Annotated in this window: 18 protein-coding genes; 10 read left to right on the top strand and 8 right to left on the bottom strand. The window is 32.5% G+C overall.

Going from position 1 to position 16,849, the window contains the following annotated elements:
- Window positions 1-243: 243 nt before the first annotated feature.
- The gene (locus DG508_RS10175; protein ID WP_108868038.1) at window positions 244-1,380 is read left to right on the top strand and encodes a serine hydrolase domain-containing protein; all 1,137 of its coding nucleotides are present in this window, start codon (window positions 244-246) and stop codon (window positions 1,378-1,380) included.
- Between the two features lie 240 nt (window positions 1,381-1,620).
- On the opposite strand, the gene DG508_RS10170 is transcribed toward DG508_RS10175, so the two are convergent.
- Both DG508_RS10170 and DG508_RS10165 read right to left on the bottom strand, forming a co-directional pair.
- A complete protein-coding gene (locus DG508_RS10170; protein ID WP_108868037.1) occupies window positions 1,621-1,989 on the bottom strand; it encodes a TfoX/Sxy family protein in 369 nt (122 codons plus the stop codon).
- 234 nt (window positions 1,990-2,223) lie between these two features.
- Window positions 2,224-2,586 carry a VOC family protein gene (locus tag DG508_RS10165; protein WP_108868036.1) on the bottom strand — a complete coding sequence of 121 codons (363 nt, stop codon included), beginning with the start codon at window positions 2,584-2,586 and terminating at the stop codon, window positions 2,224-2,226.
- A gap of 92 nt (window positions 2,587-2,678) precedes the next feature.
- Here DG508_RS10165 and DG508_RS10160 point away from each other — a divergent pair, with 92 nt between their 5' ends.
- The 8 genes from DG508_RS10160 (at window position 2,679) to DG508_RS10125 (ending at window position 8,814) form a co-directional block, all read left to right on the top strand.
- Window positions 2,679-4,070, top strand: coding sequence for a hypothetical protein (locus DG508_RS10160; protein ID WP_108868035.1), 1,392 nt, complete (start codon window positions 2,679-2,681; stop codon window positions 4,068-4,070).
- 46 nt (window positions 4,071-4,116) lie between these two features.
- Window positions 4,117-4,830 carry a class I SAM-dependent methyltransferase gene (locus DG508_RS10155; protein ID WP_108868034.1) on the top strand — a complete coding sequence of 238 codons (714 nt, stop codon included), beginning with the start codon at window positions 4,117-4,119 and terminating at the stop codon, window positions 4,828-4,830.
- Between the two features lie 131 nt (window positions 4,831-4,961).
- Window positions 4,962-5,723 (top strand): molybdate ABC transporter substrate-binding protein, encoded by a 762-nt coding sequence (modA, locus tag DG508_RS10150; RefSeq protein ID WP_108868033.1) that lies wholly within the window; start codon window positions 4,962-4,964, stop codon window positions 5,721-5,723.
- A 3-nt stretch (window positions 5,724-5,726) separates the two neighbouring features.
- Window positions 5,727-6,125 carry a TOBE domain-containing protein gene (locus DG508_RS10145; RefSeq protein ID WP_108868032.1) on the top strand — a complete coding sequence of 133 codons (399 nt, stop codon included), beginning with the start codon at window positions 5,727-5,729 and terminating at the stop codon, window positions 6,123-6,125.
- On the top strand, window positions 6,122-6,796 hold the full coding sequence (gene modB, locus DG508_RS10140) for a molybdate ABC transporter permease subunit (RefSeq protein ID WP_108868031.1): 675 nt from the start codon (window positions 6,122-6,124) through the stop codon (window positions 6,794-6,796). The genes DG508_RS10145 and modB overlap by 4 nt, the downstream gene beginning before the upstream one ends.
- Window positions 6,793-7,668: a sulfate/molybdate ABC transporter ATP-binding protein gene (locus DG508_RS10135; RefSeq protein WP_108868030.1), complete on the top strand. Its 876-nt coding sequence runs from the start codon at window positions 6,793-6,795 to the stop codon at window positions 7,666-7,668. The genes modB and DG508_RS10135 overlap by 4 nt, the downstream gene beginning before the upstream one ends.
- A gap of 109 nt (window positions 7,669-7,777) precedes the next feature.
- Entirely contained in the window at window positions 7,778-8,311 is a 534-nt protein-coding gene (locus DG508_RS10130; protein WP_108868029.1) for a hypothetical protein, read from the top strand.
- A gap of 14 nt (window positions 8,312-8,325) precedes the next feature.
- Window positions 8,326-8,814: a nuclear transport factor 2 family protein gene (locus DG508_RS10125; RefSeq protein WP_108868028.1), complete on the top strand. Its 489-nt coding sequence runs from the start codon at window positions 8,326-8,328 to the stop codon at window positions 8,812-8,814.
- Here the strand turns inward: DG508_RS10125 and DG508_RS10120 are convergent.
- The 5 genes from DG508_RS10120 to DG508_RS10100 form a co-directional block, all read right to left on the bottom strand.
- Window positions 8,811-9,464, bottom strand: coding sequence for an HAD family hydrolase (locus DG508_RS10120; protein ID WP_108868027.1), 654 nt, complete (start codon window positions 9,462-9,464; stop codon window positions 8,811-8,813). The genes DG508_RS10125 and DG508_RS10120 overlap by 4 nt on opposite strands.
- A 24-nt stretch (window positions 9,465-9,488) precedes the next feature.
- A complete protein-coding gene (locus DG508_RS10115) occupies window positions 9,489-11,894 on the bottom strand; it encodes a TonB-dependent receptor plug domain-containing protein (protein WP_108868026.1) in 2,406 nt (801 codons plus the stop codon).
- A 4-nt stretch (window positions 11,895-11,898) separates the two neighbouring features.
- Complete coding sequence (recO, locus tag DG508_RS10110; protein ID WP_108868025.1) at window positions 11,899-12,618, bottom strand: DNA repair protein RecO; 720 nt, start codon at window positions 12,616-12,618, stop codon at window positions 11,899-11,901.
- 198 nt (window positions 12,619-12,816) lie between these two features.
- Window positions 12,817-14,160: an NADP-specific glutamate dehydrogenase gene (gene gdhA, locus DG508_RS10105; protein WP_108868024.1), complete on the bottom strand. Its 1,344-nt coding sequence runs from the start codon at window positions 14,158-14,160 to the stop codon at window positions 12,817-12,819.
- A gap of 102 nt (window positions 14,161-14,262) precedes the next feature.
- The gene (locus tag DG508_RS10100) at window positions 14,263-15,402 is read right to left on the bottom strand and encodes a cystathionine gamma-synthase (RefSeq protein WP_108868023.1); all 1,140 of its coding nucleotides are present in this window, start codon (window positions 15,400-15,402) and stop codon (window positions 14,263-14,265) included.
- 114 nt (window positions 15,403-15,516) lie between these two features.
- Between DG508_RS10100 and DG508_RS10095 the strand changes: the two genes are divergently transcribed.
- A complete protein-coding gene (locus DG508_RS10095; RefSeq protein ID WP_108868022.1) occupies window positions 15,517-16,296 on the top strand; it encodes a DUF3298 and DUF4163 domain-containing protein in 780 nt (259 codons plus the stop codon).
- Here DG508_RS10095 and DG508_RS10090 read toward each other — a convergent pair.
- Window positions 16,291-16,746, bottom strand: coding sequence for a DinB family protein (locus DG508_RS10090; protein WP_108868021.1), 456 nt, complete (start codon window positions 16,744-16,746; stop codon window positions 16,291-16,293). The two genes, DG508_RS10095 and DG508_RS10090, sit on opposite strands and share 6 nt — an antisense overlap.
- Between the last annotated feature and the right edge of the window lie 103 nt (window positions 16,747-16,849).

The following is a 16,849-nucleotide window of genomic DNA, read 5'->3' as shown; positions in this document are numbered from 1 at the left end:
ATTACAAGCTTAAGTAAGTCAATATAGGAATCCAATCGCTGTTTTTTTACAAAGATCTTAATCTATTTTAAATCCACACACAACTTTTGGGAATGATCCTTCCTTACTCTCATTTCAACAAACAACTATTCGCTATAAATTCTAAAAAAAAGGCATTGATTTTACAAATTAGGTAACATTCCACTTTTTGGTAACATATATTTACACAACCTCCACCATTTTTAATATTTAATTAAAACAAAAATGCTACTATTCAAACACACATACTTCTGGTTATGCCTCTTTTTTAGCCTACTTTTCATCTCATGCAACACGTCTAACAAATATAATAATGACATAAAATCAAAATTAGATAACTTACTAAAGTCCGAGATTCAATCCTCTGAACCAGGAGGCTCTGTACTTTTAAAAAAAGGAGAGGAGATTATTTACTTAAAGAATTTTGGACTAGCAGACCTAAAGACAAAAGAAAAGATAACAGAACACACCGTTTTTAACACTGGCTCCATCTCTAAAACTTTTGTCTCAAACGGAATATTAATATTAAAAGAAAGAGGACTCCTTTCTTTAGACGACAGCCTTTCTAAGTATTTTAAAGATTTTAAAAACAAAGAAATTGCAAATAAAATCCAAATAAAACATCTTTTATCTCATTCTTCAGGATTACCAGATAACAGAAAAGTTGATGAAAACATTGAATTCTATTTAACAGCAAAAGACACTGAAAATTTTGCCCCTTTAAAGTTAGCCGACAGTCTTAATTTTCAACCTGGTGAGAAATATGAATACTCAAACCCTGCTTTCAACGGATTGGCTTTAATCATCGAACAGGTAACCAAAGAAAAATGGCAAAAATTTATTATTGAAAATATTTTAACTCCTTCTAAGATGAGCGACAGCAAAATCACAGATGGCGCCTACCCACAAAATAATGTTGCACATGCATACAAGCTCATAGATGGTCATTATATTGAAAATGATTATGGAGAAGTACCAACCTTTGCCGCTTCTGGAAATAGTGGAATATGGAGCTCTGTAATGGATTTAGCAAATTATGAGCACTCAATAAAAGAAGGTAAATTCTTAAGTAAAAAATCACTGAAAGACTCCAGAAGCATTTTTAAACCCAAAAACTGGAAAGACACCATAGATCCCAACATTGGCTACAGCTGGTTTATAACACCTAATACAAAATCTAGATACAAACTAAACATTATTTACCACACTGGGGAGGTAGGCGGATTTCATTCGTTCTATTTCTATTTTCCTAGTAAGGATGTATTATTCGTTGGGCTATTCAACAAACCTCTTAAAAAGTACGCAGAAATAATCAACAAAGCCTTAGATCTGTGTAATGATCATAATTGGTTTGACAAATAAAACACCCCACACAACATTCAAACTATGCTCGACAAGAGCTTCATCTACACAAACAAGGTTAGTTGCACAAAACATCCTACTATAAAGGACAAAGGTAGATCTCTAAAAAACTACTCTCATCACCTCCTACAATAGCACAGAAAAAGATGTCATTTTTTTGACGCTTTATACCAAAAAAAACAAAAGTCACAATAACTACTGAGTCGTTCAAAAAATATTTTCAAAAATCCCATATATAGATCACAAATCAGACCTTTGCTTACTTCGTTTTGCTATCGGGTTAAAATTTAAACATAATTGAATCCAATATTCAAGATCATCATCAAGGTCAAATCCCTCAGGCGTTACAAAAACAAAATTTTTCATAGGTCTTCCCGTAAAATCCATAGACTCACAGCCTTCTTTGGTCATCGCAACTTTACCAGCTTCCTTTCCTATTCTAGCCATTAACAAATCCATCCCTCTTTTTTTACTATAATGAATTCCACAACACATCTTATCATCTACCATAAAACAAAGTCCTCCCATCATCTTTTTTTCATAAAAATGCACTTTTTGCTCTTGCAAAATCCTTCGAATTCTATCTGCTATAAATTCACTATACGCCATAATTATTGAATTATTTTTAATAAATATTCATTCACTAGTCTCATATTTTTTTTATTCTCATGAAACCAATCCTTATTATTAGCCTTCAAATCCTTAAAAGACTCAAAAAATCTTCTACAGAACACTGTATACAACCACCTATAAAATTGACATTCTATAATCTAAATGGCTTAAACTTTTTCTACTCAATTTCTGCTATCATCAAAAAAGTTTAAACCACTATTCTTATAAAAACTACTTCATAGAATGAAAAGCCACTCTATTACCCTCTGTATCCAGAAATATAGCCATATACCCATTTTCTCCCAATGATGTTTTAGGCATCAGCACTTTACCTCCTGCTTTTTCCACACGTGCCAAAGGCACTGATAAATCATCACCCCCATTAAGATATGCAAATGTACCCTCTTGAGATGGTTTATTGCCATTGCCATGAGTTACACAACCTCCTACCCCTCCTTCTTTATAAGGGAAAAACGCCATTTTAAAATCCACTTCCATCGGCTGTAATTCAACATTCAAAAGCTCATTGTAAAACTGTATTGCTCTTTCAAAATTGGTACTGGGTATCTCAAACCAGCTAATTGCATTTGACATAATAGTATAATTTATTGATTTCTAATACTTCAAATATAAATTATACTATATAGCAAAAAAAAGCTATTTTTGAAAAAACATAGGCTTCTAACATGAAGAAAAACGAAGAATTATTCTACCTCATAAAATCATTATCTAAAAGCGAAAAAAGATATTTTAAACTAAACTCACAAACAAATGACTCTGCAGAATATTTACTTCTTTTTGACGCCATAGAAGCCCAAAAAACATATAACGAAGCCGAAATAAAAACTTTTTTCAAAGACAAAGCATTTGTTGCACAACTTACTACGATCAAAAATTACCTAAAACAACGCATCCTACAATCTTTAAGGAATTACCACTCCAAAATTTCAAAAAATGCAGAACTTATGGATATCATTCGTAATGTAGAAATTTTGTTTCACAAAGGACAGTACACCATCTGTCAAAGCGAATTAAATAGAGCAGAAAAAAAGGCAAAACACTTTCAGCAAAACGTATTATTATTTCATATTCAAGATTGGAAAAGAAAAATACACCAAGCAAAATACCCACAAGATTTTGAGTCATTAAAAACCATTATCTTAAAACAAAAAGACACTCTTGATGCCACCAATGAATACACAGATCTCCTTCTAGCAAACACCAACCCTGCACAATTCTCTTTATCACACAAAAAAAGTGTTTCACTACAAAACAAAACCCTCAAAACTCTACACAAATACAGAAAACAACTACTTACAAAAAATGCAGACAAGGCAAAACAAACTCTAGAAAATCTAATCAAAGAATGGGAGCAAAACCCTGAGCTACTTAAAGAATATTTTGCAATGTATTTTTCAGTAAACAATAACTTACTTGCATTTTTAGCCTATAAAAAGCAGTACAAAGAAGCTTTTGTAAGAATCTTACTATTAAAGCAAAAAGCACTTGCTATACAAAATGTTTCTGCAGCTTTGATCAAAGAAAAACTCAGGCTTTACAATATTGAGCTTGAAATTCACAGAAATCTAAAAGGATTACACACTACCCATGAAATCATTACTGAAATCCAAGATTTCATCAAGCAACATAAAACCTTAATCCCTACTAATTATTGGCTCTCTTTTCGATTTCAGTTTGCAAATATATATTTCTTAAAAAAGGACCTTACAACAGGTCTACAATGGATCAACGACATTCTTAACAACCAAACAAAAACAGATAGAAAAGACCTAATCACCTATACATATTGGCTCAACTTATTAATTCATCATGAATCAAACAATGGTTTCACATTAAGATACTTGATAGATGCAATAAAAAAATATATAAGAAAACAAAAAAACATAGATTCCTATGAAAAAATAATATTAAAATTTTTATCCAAAACAGTAGAGCTTGATCCAATAGAAAAAAGAAAAGCATTTACCTATCTCAAAAAAGAACTAGAAGAACACCCTATACCCGAAAACACACTAGGATATATTGACTTTACAGAATGGATATCCAGAAACTGTTAAAAGATCAATTTTAAAAGATATGAACCCATTTAATTTATAACAATCAATGAACGAGATTTACGAACCTAAATTTGTTAAAAAGCTATTCGATAAAATGAGTAGTTCATATTCAAAAGTAAACTACATCACGTCATTTGGCTTTAGCGAAAGATGGAGAAAACAATGTGTTGATGAGATTGACATTGAAAAAGGAAAAATTGTTGTTGATTTAATGACAGGAATGGGAGAATGCTGGAAGCATATTCTTAGAAAAAATGATGAAAAATCAACCTTAATCAGTCTTGATTTTTCATCTGAAATGACAAAACGAGCAAGAAAAAACAAAAAAAGATTTAACTCTTTTGACATTAAAATATTAGAAGAAAATGTCTTTAATAACTCAATAAAAAGTCAGACTGTAGATTATATTATTTCTGGTTTTGGTTTAAAGACATTCAACGATAATCAACTTCGTAGATTAGCAAACGAGATTGATCGAATTCTAAAACCAGGCGGCAAGTTCTCATTAATAGAAATTTCTGTTCCAAAAAACAGGCTTCTAAAATTATTTTTTATGTTTTACTTAAAAAATATCATCCCAATTTTAGGAAAAATATTTCTAGGGAGCCCCGACACTTATAAAATGCTAGGTGTCTATACACAAGAGTTTACTAATGCACGAAACATTTATCAAATTTTTAAAACCAAAGAATTTAATATCGAGTATACCGAATATTTTTATGGTTGTGCAACGGGAATTAAAGGACAAAAAACATCATAAAAAGAGAGAATTATAAAGAATCAAAGTTATTTTAGCCTTTTACAAAGACTAACCTCTTAAAAGTATTTGATTAATACTAAATTAGCAAATATCACTGGTGTTTTTGGAAGCTAAAAATTAATTCATCAAAAATGAAAAAAACTATATACCTCTTTTTTGCATCTTTGATAATAAGCGCCTCATGTCAACAAAAAAATGACCAAAAACTAAACATTGCTGTTGCTGCAAATATGCAGTTTGTAATAAAAAAGCTATCTAAAACTTTCACAAACCAAACTGGTATCGAATGCAATCTCATTATCAGCTCTTCTGGAAAATTAACCGCACAAATCAAAGAAGGAGCTCCTTTTGATGTATTTCTTTCTGCAGATATGAAATATCCCAAAGAATTATTTGAGTCAGGTAAAACAATCAAAAAACCAAAAGTATACGGGTACGGAAAATTAGTGCTCTGGTCAATGACAGATAGTACATCTCCTTCTATAGACGTACTTACCAGTCATAAAATAAATCATATTGCACTAGCTAACCCCAAAACTGCGCCCTACGGAACTGCAAGTATAGAAGCATTAAAACACCACAAAATATATCATAAGATAAAAAACAAATTGGTCTATGGCGAAAACATTTCACAAACCAATCAATTCATCATTTCAAAGGCAGCAGAAGTTGGTTTTACTTCAAAATCCGTAGTTTTATCTCAAGAATTGAACAATAAAGGCAAATGGGCACCAATAGAGGAAGCTCACTATTCTCCTATTGCACAAGGAGTCGTGATCCTAAAACACGCTAATTCTAAGCAAAGAGAGGCTGAAAAATTTTATAATTTTTTATCTTCCCCTGATGCCCATAAAATTCTAATAGATTCTGGATATTCGATACAAGACAATTAAATTATGAATGTTCTCAAAGGAAAAATAACAGCTATAAAAACCAATGATAGTATATCAATAGTTACCATACAAGTAGCATCTATTTTTTTTAACACAATACTAATCGAAACCCCCGATACTGCACCCTACCTACAAAAAGGAAATTCTATTAAAATAATATTTAAAGAAACCGAAGTTATTATTGGTAAAGGAACCACGCATCTTACAAGCATACAAAATCAAATTTCAGGAGAAATTATTAATATAGAAAAAGGGATGTTACTAAGCAAACTTATCATTGACACCACTGTAGGAAAGATAACAGCAATTATAACTTCTGACGCTACTGATCAATTACAATTAAAGATTGGAGAAAAAATCACCTCGATGATTAAAACCACCGAAATAATGTTATCACAATGATTGATTGGCAACCTTTATTACTCACATTCAAGCTAGCATTAACAACAACATTTTTGTTAATCGTTATTTCTATTCCAGTATCTTATTGGCTAGCTCACACAAAATCAAGAATAAAACCACTACTAGAAACCTTAATAAGTATGCCTCTTGTCTTACCGCCAACGGTTTTAGGGTTTTATATGCTAGTCGTTTTTGGACCAAGCACTACCCTTGGAGCATGGTTAAATGATTATCTGGGATTACGTCTTATTTTCTCATTCAAAGGACTCGTTCTTGCATCAATCATATACAGCCTTCCGTTTATGGTACATCCTATACAAGCAGGTTTTGCAAATTTACCTACCACACTTACTGAGGCATCTTATGTATTAGGAAAATCAAAAATAACAACCATTTTCAATGTATTATTACCCAACATAAAACCATCTATTCTCACAGGTATCGTATTAGCTTTTGCTCACACTATAGGAGAGTTTGGTGTCGTATTAATGATCGGTGGGAATATACCGGGGAAGACAAAAGTAGCATCTATTGCCATTTATGATGAGGTAGAAGCGTTAAACTATGTAGCTGCTAATTGGTATTCTATCATTTTATTTATAATTACATTCAGCATTCTACTATTAGTATATTTGATCAATGGGGGGTATTTGAAAAAATTCTGGAAATGATACAGATAACTTTACAAAAAGAACTAACTGCGGCAAGCGGGATTATGCTTCTTGATATTAACATCCATATACAACAAGGCACTTTGACTACATTATACGGCAATTCGGGGGTAGGAAAAACATCAATCCTTAGAATGATTGCTGGATTACTTCAACCAGATGAAGGACAGATTATCGTTAACCAAAAAACTTGGCTTGACACAAAAAAAGGAATTTGTTTAACGCCTCAACAAAGAAAAATAGGGTTTGTATTTCAGGACTATGCATTGTTTCCGAATATGACTGTAAAAGAAAACCTCTTGTATGCACTAGAGAAAGGGCAAGACAAAGAAATCATCTCTCAATTAATGCATATTATCGAACTCAAAGACCTGCAACATCAAAAACCCAATAAACTTTCAGGCGGACAAAAACAAAGAGTTGCATTGGCAAGGGCATTGGTAAGAAAACCTGAAATACTAATGCTGGATGAGCCCCTCTCTGCATTAGACATAAAAATGCGAGCAAAATTACAAGATTACATCCTCAAAGCACATCAACAGTTTGGCCTAACAACACTACTTATAAGTCATGATATTGCAGAGGTTATAAAAATGTCTGATATTGTATTGAATATTGAAAATGGGAAAATCATTCAACAAGGAAAACCAATTGATGTATTCACAACCAAGCAGGTAAGTGGAAAATTTCAGTTCTCAGGAGAAATCGTTGAAATCAAAAAAGAAGATATCATCTATATAGTAACTGTCTTAATTGGCTCTAATTTTGTAAAAGTAGTTGCAGAAGAAACAGAGGTACAAACAATGAAAATTGGTGACAAAATTATTGTAGCGTCAAAAGCATTCAATCCTCTACTACAAAAAATAAAATAACACCTCTTTAGCAACATTTCACAAGTCTCCTACAAGCAATACTCAACAATTTTATAAATTGGTTTGATATAAATACCTTATTTTTGAGTTCTTACTAATAAAACACAGGATGCGCATATTTCTTTTTTTAGGAATACTATTAATTTTCTTTGGTTGTCAGAACGAGAAAAAGATTAAAACACAAGAAACAACCCCCATCATTCAATTAGATAGTCTTTCTAAGGAAAAGGCTGATTTAGATCTTTTAAAACTCTCTATAGAAGCAGAAAAAAGCTTGGAAAGTTTTGATGATTTTCAAAACCTACGGAGTTTTGTAACCACACTACGTAATGCTAATCCTTTTTTTGTAAACAAACATGTTGACAGTATTGATTTACTTGTAAGCACCTTCAAAGAAAATCTTTCTGAAGATTTAAATACAAACACTATAAATTCTCGTATACGTGTATTATCTACAGAAACAGGCTTGTTAAAATTAATTGCTGAAAAGAAAAAACAAGATCCAAAAAAAGTAATGGAAGCCAACACTAGATTAATCAAAGCATACAATAGTTTGATTATTCAATTGAATGAGTTATCGCTTGCTATACCCGAAAATATAGAAAAAGAATTATTGAGAGAAATCGATATTCAAGACAATTAATAAAAATAAATCACATGCAAAAACTCATCATATTACTATTTACTTGTAGTTTTTGTTTTGCACAGCAAAACACTGAAATCAAAACAACGCTTGAACAGTGGCACAAAGCTGCTGCAGATGCAGATTTTGACACTTATTTTGGGCTTATGACTTCTGATGCAATCTTTATTGGTACAGACCCTACAGAAAACTGGAATATTACAGCATTTAAAGCTTTTTCAAAACCTTATTTTGACAAAGGAAAAGCTTGGAGCTTCTCTACTCTTGACAGAAATATTTTTTTAAAAGACAACAACAACATTGCATGGTTTGATGAACTACTAGATACACAAATGGGTATATGCAGAGGAAGTGGTATTGTAGAAAAAACTGTTAGTGGATGGAAAATAAAACACTATGTGTTATCCATAGCCATTCCCAACGATAATGTAAAAGAAGTCACAGCACTTAAAAAGAAATTCGATACTGATTTGATGAATGAGTTAAGAGCTAATAAGAATTAAACTAACGAATCTTTAAATTCCATAAGATTAGAAAAACATTTCTCTGCACCGTTCTGTATAAGTTTTTCTCTATTCTTATCACCAATACCAACAAAATCTATAGATAAATTTTGGGCTGTTTTTAAATCCCACACACCATCACCTACTGATATGATTCGATTAAAATTCTCTTTATTGTAAAAAGCTTTTGCTTTTTTTATTGCCTCTACCACAAAACCCTCTCTTGATTCATGTGTTTTTGAAGTTGCTAACAATTTTTCATCATACCATATCCCACATTGATCGAGTTTAATCATAGCAGGTTTTGGCAATGCTCCTGTGGCAAAACAAAAAGGAATATTATTAATTTTCAAAAACTGAATTAACAATTTTGCTCCTTCAATTTCTTTAACAGGGTCAAACGTCTTCATTTGATTCACCAAATCCAATTCAAAATCATCTAATAAATCATCTGGGAACGTTTTCTTGAAATTACGCTCATAGTTATACCTCAATGCATAACTATCTGTGTGATGCTTATAGTTATCGTAATCTGTATCTATATCAGAAATACCCAAAGCAAAGAGTGATTGTGTCACAGAAAACAAATACATAGGCACACTGTCTGTAAGCGTACCATCTATATCAAATATGAATAATGTATTTTTCAATATTTTATCTTTTTCAGGATTATATTACAATGTATATTTAAGTGATAGAATAAAATTTCTTCCTGGCGCAGCAATACCTGAGGAGTATGAACGATATCTTTGATCTGTAATGTTTTCTAATGTTACTATCCCTTTTAAGTTTTTGGTTACCTGATATTGGGTTCTCAAATTAAGGGTGTACCAAGAAGGTGAATATGGATTTCCGTTTTGATCAGCTGCATACAAAAAATCCTTGCTTTGCTCTGATGGAGAAAGGTCATCAAAATCTAATTTTCCATTATAAATCGCAAACGCATCTATAGTTAACTTAGGCAATGTATATGTAATATGAGTATTCCCAAATTGTGGTGACACATGTCTTGCTGGAGAGGAAACCCCATCATCTGATTCTTCTTTTCCTCCTACAAAGGTATATTTTGAAATTAGCTTCAGGTTATTAGAGAAATCATACTTTACCCCTGCCTCAAAACCATATATTCTAGCATTTGCTGCATTTTGAATAGCTTGCACATTACTTAATTCACCTCCAAATTCAATTTCAGTCACTCCATTTAAATTAAAATCTCGTCGGATCAATGCATCATCAAGATAGGTGTAATATGTTGCCATATCCAAAGATAAACTTTCACATAAATTTAATTTTACTCCAATTTCTCCATTGTAGGCATATTCTGATTTTATTTCTGGATTAGGTACTACTACCGATCCAGGCTCTGAATCAAAAATTTTACCTACATCATCAATATTAGGAGCTCTAAAAGCTGTAGAGAAATTTAATTTCCACTGTATTTTATCATTAGGAAACCAACTTAAACCCGCAGTACCTGTCAATGCTTCTGTATCTATATTTGCTTCTGCAAACGGAAAATCAAAGAACTGATCATCAAATTCTGAGTATAAAATGATACGATTATACCTTAGTCCTCCTTGAAATCTAAGCTTTTCACTTATCTTATGTTTTAAGCTGGTATACGCAGCTATAGATTGCCAAGTAGACCCATCTGGATACCTAGAAGGAGCGTCTTGGACATCTCCTGTTTCTATATCTCTCTCTGATCCATCAGAATACACTTGATTCAACACATATTCTAATCCGTAATACACTGTTGTTTTCTCTCCAAATTTCTTTTCAAAGTCCCAATTAAACGAATACGCATCAACCTGTTCTTGTGTTCTTTCTAAAACAGTACTTTGAAAATTTCGATCATTTCTACTTTCTTCAAAATATTGATATGCTCCAGTAATTTTCATCTTATCATACAACATACTTTTAGATTTTTGAGATACTTGCAAATTCCCCATAAACCATCGTTGTGGCCCATAAAACCATTCTGCAGATCTCAAATTTCCATTTCTTCGTCTTATCAAACGATCATAACGGGGGTAATCTGATGTTTCTGTATAAATAAGACTTGCTTTTATATCCCATTTTTCATTAGGCATAAAACGAGCCTTTTGCAATAAATTAATTTGATCATACCCCGTAAAAAGTTGTTTTTCAGGATCATTATTTTGTAGTACAAAATCTTCTCCATTTATAGTCTCAACATATTCATTTCTCAAATAATCATCAGGTCCATGACTTCCCATTTTTAAATCATCAAAATCTGTATAACTTACACTTGTTAAAAAAGCCCACTTCTCTAACCCAATATTAAAATCTATATGCCCTGTTTTTTCATCACTAGCACTTGCATATCGTACTAATGCGTTACCGCTTATTTTACTCTTGCCTTTAATAGCAAACTTAGGTTGAGAAGTATAAAAGTTCATCACACCACCTACTGCATCACTACCATACACCACAGATCCAGGCCCTAATATCACTTCTGTTCTATCTATTGTAAAAGGGTCTACAGATATCACATTTTGCACATTACCTCCTCTAAATATCGCAGTATTCATACGTACTCCATCTACGGTCAACAACAATCTATTTGTAGAAAATCCTCTTATAATAGGACTTCCTCCTCCTAATTGACTTTTTTGAACAAACACTTGCCCACTACTTTGTAAAAGATCTGCTGATGTTTGCGGCGCAGACAACTCTATTTCATTAGCAGTAATACTTACAATTTTTTGAGTAATATCTTTTTGTTCCTGCTCCCATTTTGACACAGAAATAACGACCTCAGAAAGCTGATTTTCATCAGCCTGTAAATACACTGCATTTGTTTTTAATATTTTGGATTTAAGTACATTTTTACCAATATGAGAAACATGAGTGAAGTAAAGAATTTCTATCTCAGAAAAGGCAGAAATATCAGCAACACCTTCAAAATTAGTGATAACACTTTTCGATTTAATTTTATTGTAAATAGCTACATTAGGAATAGGCTTATTATTTGCCTCACTATACACTGTTATACTTTGAGCTTGGCCCGATAGCATATAAAACATTCCAAACAAAGTAAAAATAAATAGCCTCATTATCTTAATTAAAAATTTCTTGTAAAACGGAAAGTGACTTCGGTTTCTTAAAGCCGTGCAAATGTAACTCAAAATATACTAATAACATAGCAAGAATCTTAGCTCGTACGTCTTTGGACAACCCAATATTCATACTATCCTCAAAATTTGTACCCAAAAATAATTTGAATTGTGCTACCTGATCACCATCAACGCAATACACATTACTACTAGCTGTCTGAAAAACTCCTTCCTGCATATTAAAATAAGGTAATTCTAGCTGTGATACATCTGGGTAAAATCCTAAATACTGAGTAAGCTTGGTTAAAAATGTAATATGAAAATTGCCAATAGTATCATGAGTATCCAACCATAGCAAAGCCGTTTCTAAATACTCAAACAAACTTGTATTTGCTTCTTCTTCATGAATTGAATTCTTTAGCACTTCTGAGATAAAAAACACCAATGCACTTTTTATATAATCTGTATGCAAAGTAGTGTATACATTTTTTATTCTGGCTTCTTTAATTCTTTCTAAAGACCCTTTATCTTTATGAGCAGCCTGCACCTCTAATAAGGTAAGTGGCTGAAATAATGACGCTCTGATCTTTCCTCTTTTTGATTTTAAAACCCCTTTCAGCAAATAAGATCGTAACCCACTGGTTTTTGTGAACAAGGAGACAATTAAGTCTGCTTCACTATAACGTATTGAGTGTATTACTATGGCTGAAGAGTTGATAATCATTATCGAGTAAAAATAACCAAAAAAGCCGTTTGAGCTTATTTTCGAGAAGCTTTTAGGTTTTAAATAAGATATTTTTAACTATTGTATTTCTTCAATCACAAAAAACTGCACCTATATGCCAAGTAATACCTAGATTTAGTAAACATAAAACCTGTTTGTGTATATACACAAACAGGTTTTATATATATGGTATTTTTTTTATATCACACCTTGTGCTAGCATAGCATCTGCTACTTTCACAAAACCTGCGATATTTGCTCCTTTTACATAGTCTACATATCCATTACCATCATTACCATACTCAAGACAAGAAGCATGGATTTCTTCCATGATTTGCTTTAGTTTTTCATCTACCTCTTCACGAGTCCAGTTATAACGCAATGAGTTTTGCGTCATTTCTAATCCTGAGGTAGCAACTCCTCCTGCATTTGACGCTTTACCAGGAGCAAAGAATATTTTTGCTTTATGAAAAGCTTCAATTGCTTCTGGGGTACTTGGCATATTAGCTCCTTCGCTTACACATACACATCCATTAGCTATCAACTTTTGAGCATCATCACCATGTAATTCATTCTGTGTAGCACATGGTAGTGCTATATCACATTTCACTCCCCAAGGAGTTTCTCCTTTATGGAATTCTGCAGATGAATATTTATCTGCGTATTCACTAATACGACCTCTTTTTATATTCTTAAGCTCCATCACAAAGGCCAGTTTGTCTTCATCTATTCCATCTTTGTCATAAATGTATCCTGATGAATCTGATAAAGTCACAACTTTTCCTCCTAATTGCGTTGCTTTCTCAGCTGCAAATTGCGCAACATTTCCTGAACCAGAAATAGTAACCGTTTTTCCTTCAAAAGAATCTCCTTTGGTTTCAAGCATATTTTTTGCAAAGTATACTGTACCATATCCTGTAGCTTCTGGGCGGATTAATGATCCTCCCCAAGTAAGGCCTTTTCCAGTAAGTACCCCTGTAAACTCATTACGCAGTTTACGGTACATACCAAATAGAAATCCTATTTCACGTCCTCCTACTCCTATATCTCCTGCAGGCACGTCTGTATCAGGGCCAATATGTCTAAAAAGCTCACTCATAAAACTATGGCAAAAACGCATAATTTCATCATCAGATTTTCCTTTTGGATCAAAATCAGACCCTCCTTTACCTCCACCCATAGGAAGTGTAGTTAAACTGTTTTTGAACACTTGTTCAAAAGCCAAAAACTTTAATATACTTATATTTACAGAAGGGTGAAAACGCAGCCCTCCTTTATACGGACCTATCGCAGAATTCATCTGAATTCGGTACCCTCTATTCACATGAATTTCTCCTTTATCATCTACCCATGGTACACGAAACATAATAGCTCTTTCTGGCTCAACCATTCTTAAAAGAATGTTCTTGCCGTTATAAATTTCATTTGAAGCTATATACGGGATTACGGTTTCTGCTACTTCTTGTACTGCTTGCAAGAACTCAGGCTCATGAGCGTTACGAGCCTTTACTTCTTCCATAAATGCATCTATCTTTGCTTGCATATGTTAATTGAATTAATAAATTCTTATCTATAAGTTGAAATATTAGGCCAAATATATGATATTCCCAAAAAAACAAGTTTATTTTTTGAATATAATAACATTTTATCCTATCGCTTGCTCAAGATCTGCAATTAAATCATCTACATCTTCAATCCCTACACTCAATCTGATCAACGAATCAACCACTCCTGTTTTTTCTCTTTCTTCTTTTGGTATGGAAGCATGTGTCATACTAGCAGGGTGTCCTGCAAGACTCTCTACTCCACCTAAAGATTCAGCCAACGTAAAGACTTTTAATTTTTCTACAATTTTAATTGCTTTATCATAATCACTGCCTTTGGTTACAAAAGAAATCATCCCTCCAAAATCATCCATCTGTGCTGCTGCTACCTTATGATTAGGGTGATCCTCAAAACCAGGCCAATATACTTTTTCAATCTTAGGGTGATTCTTTAAGTATTTAGCAATTGCCTCCCCATTTTCACAATGGCGTTGCATTCGCACATGCAATGTTTTGATTCCTCTAAGCACCAAAAAACTATCTTGAGGCCCACAAACAGCACCACTTGCATTTTGAATAAAGTATAGCTTCTCTGCTAGTTCTTCATCTTTTACAACTAGTGCCCCCATAACCACATCACTATGTCCTCCCATATACTTAGTAGCACTATGCATTACTATATCAGCTCCTAAATCCAAAGGCCTCTGTAAATATGGTGTAGCAAATGTATTATCTACTGCTAACAATAGATTGTTTTTTTTAGAAATCTCTGCTACCGCCTTAATATCAATAATATTCATCATTGGGTTAGTTGGTGTTTCAACCCAAATTAATTTGGTCTTTTCTGTTACATATTGCTCCAAATTATCAGCATTCTCCATACCTATAAAATGAAATTTAATTCCAAAATCTTCAAAAATCTTGGTAAATAAACGATATGTCCCTCCATATAAATCATTGGTAGAAATTACTTCATCACCTGGTTTCAATAATTTAATTATAGCATCTATCGCTGCTAATCCAGATCCAAAAGCTAATCCAAATTTTCCGTTCTCTATACTGGCAAAAGAATCTTCTAATGCTTTTCTGGTAGGATTATGTGTTCTACTATATTCAAACCCTTTATGCCCTCCTGGAGTCGTTTGTGCATAAGTAGATGTTTGATAAATAGGAGGCATGACTGCACCATAAGCTGGATCATGTTTCTGTCCTCCGTGAATTGTTTTTGTGTTAAATTTCATCTAAATATTAGTTTTTGGCAAGAATAAATTAACTTGCTTTTTTTAATGTAAAAAACATAAACAAATGTATGATTAAATTCGTTCTAATCATATTTCAATGAATATCTTTAGTAGATGATTAACACAAAAACTAACAGCAAATCAAGAATCATTTTTTTATTGATAATTTCAATAGGATTATACGCTTGTAACAACAGAGAATCTTTTTCTATTGAAAAACAAAGTTTCACCACAGATATGATCATAGATTGTGAGTCTGTAGATTGCGCTTCTATTGAAATTAATTTGCTAAACATTATTGGAGATGGCCCTGTAGCCAAAATGATCAATAAAGAAATTCAAAACACCATTTGTATTGGTCTAGGTATTGACAAAACCTCTACTACTCTTTCTATAAAAGATATTGTATCTCAATTCAACACCTCATATCAAAATATACGTAATGAATTTCCTGATGATAATATTCCACACGAAGCCACTATAGACTGTGAACTAAATTACCAGAGTGATAATCTTATTTCTATACTTATTGACTCTTATGTATTTACTGGTGGCGCACATGGCAACGGTACTGTTTCTTACTTAAACGTCGATACTGAAAATGGTAAAAAACTATCAAATAGTGATTTATTAAAAGATCATAATCATTTTAAGCAATATGTTGAAAAAATCTTCAGAGAACAACATAAAATTCCTGAAAATGAATCGATCAACAGCACTGGCTTCTTTTTTGAAGATGATACTTTCAGCTTACCAGAAACTATAGGGTTTACCAGTAATGAAGTAGTCCTTTACTATAATCAATATGAAATCAATTCGTATGCTGAAGGGCCTATTGAATTAAGGTTGGACAAAAAAGATGTTTCTTCTTTTTTTACCTACACCATTTTATAATAGTTTTCTTAAAGCCATTGCGTATCCCAAATGGAGGCCTTCATGATAATCATTAAAAGTCAAAGCATTTTGGGCAGATGTTAGCACAAAACCTGCGCTAGTAGTATATTCATTATAACTTTTGAAGACATCATCACTTAAATCTTTTTCTGTTTTATCCAAGGTGGTAAATAAAAGCTCCTTTATCTCTGCTACTTCTTCTACCGTAACATTCCGTTCTGGCTTAGTTCCTTTTTTGTATAAATCTACCATTTGATCACTAACCATCATAGGTAATCCACTTAATTTATATACAAGAAGTTGTTGAGTTACTATAACATGTGCTATATTCCAAATCAAGTTGTTTTTAAAACCTTCAGGAATCTTATTCAACTGATCTATTGAATAGTGATCCAACATTTTTTCTAATGCTTTTCTATTTACTCGAGCTATTATCAATGGGTCTTGCATAGTATATACCTGTTTATTTTATTGATTTTCAAAAGTCAGTTAGAATTCTCTAGTGACAATATCATTTATAAACGATATACATCACTGCAATTCATTTCATAAT

Origin of the sequence: Aquimarina aquimarini (assembly GCF_900299535.1) — a bacterium.
Lineage (GTDB): Bacteria > Bacteroidota > Bacteroidia > Flavobacteriales > Flavobacteriaceae > Aquimarina > Aquimarina aquimarini.
The sequence above is the reverse complement of the archived record's forward strand: the minus strand, read 5'-3'. Positions and strand labels throughout refer to the sequence as shown.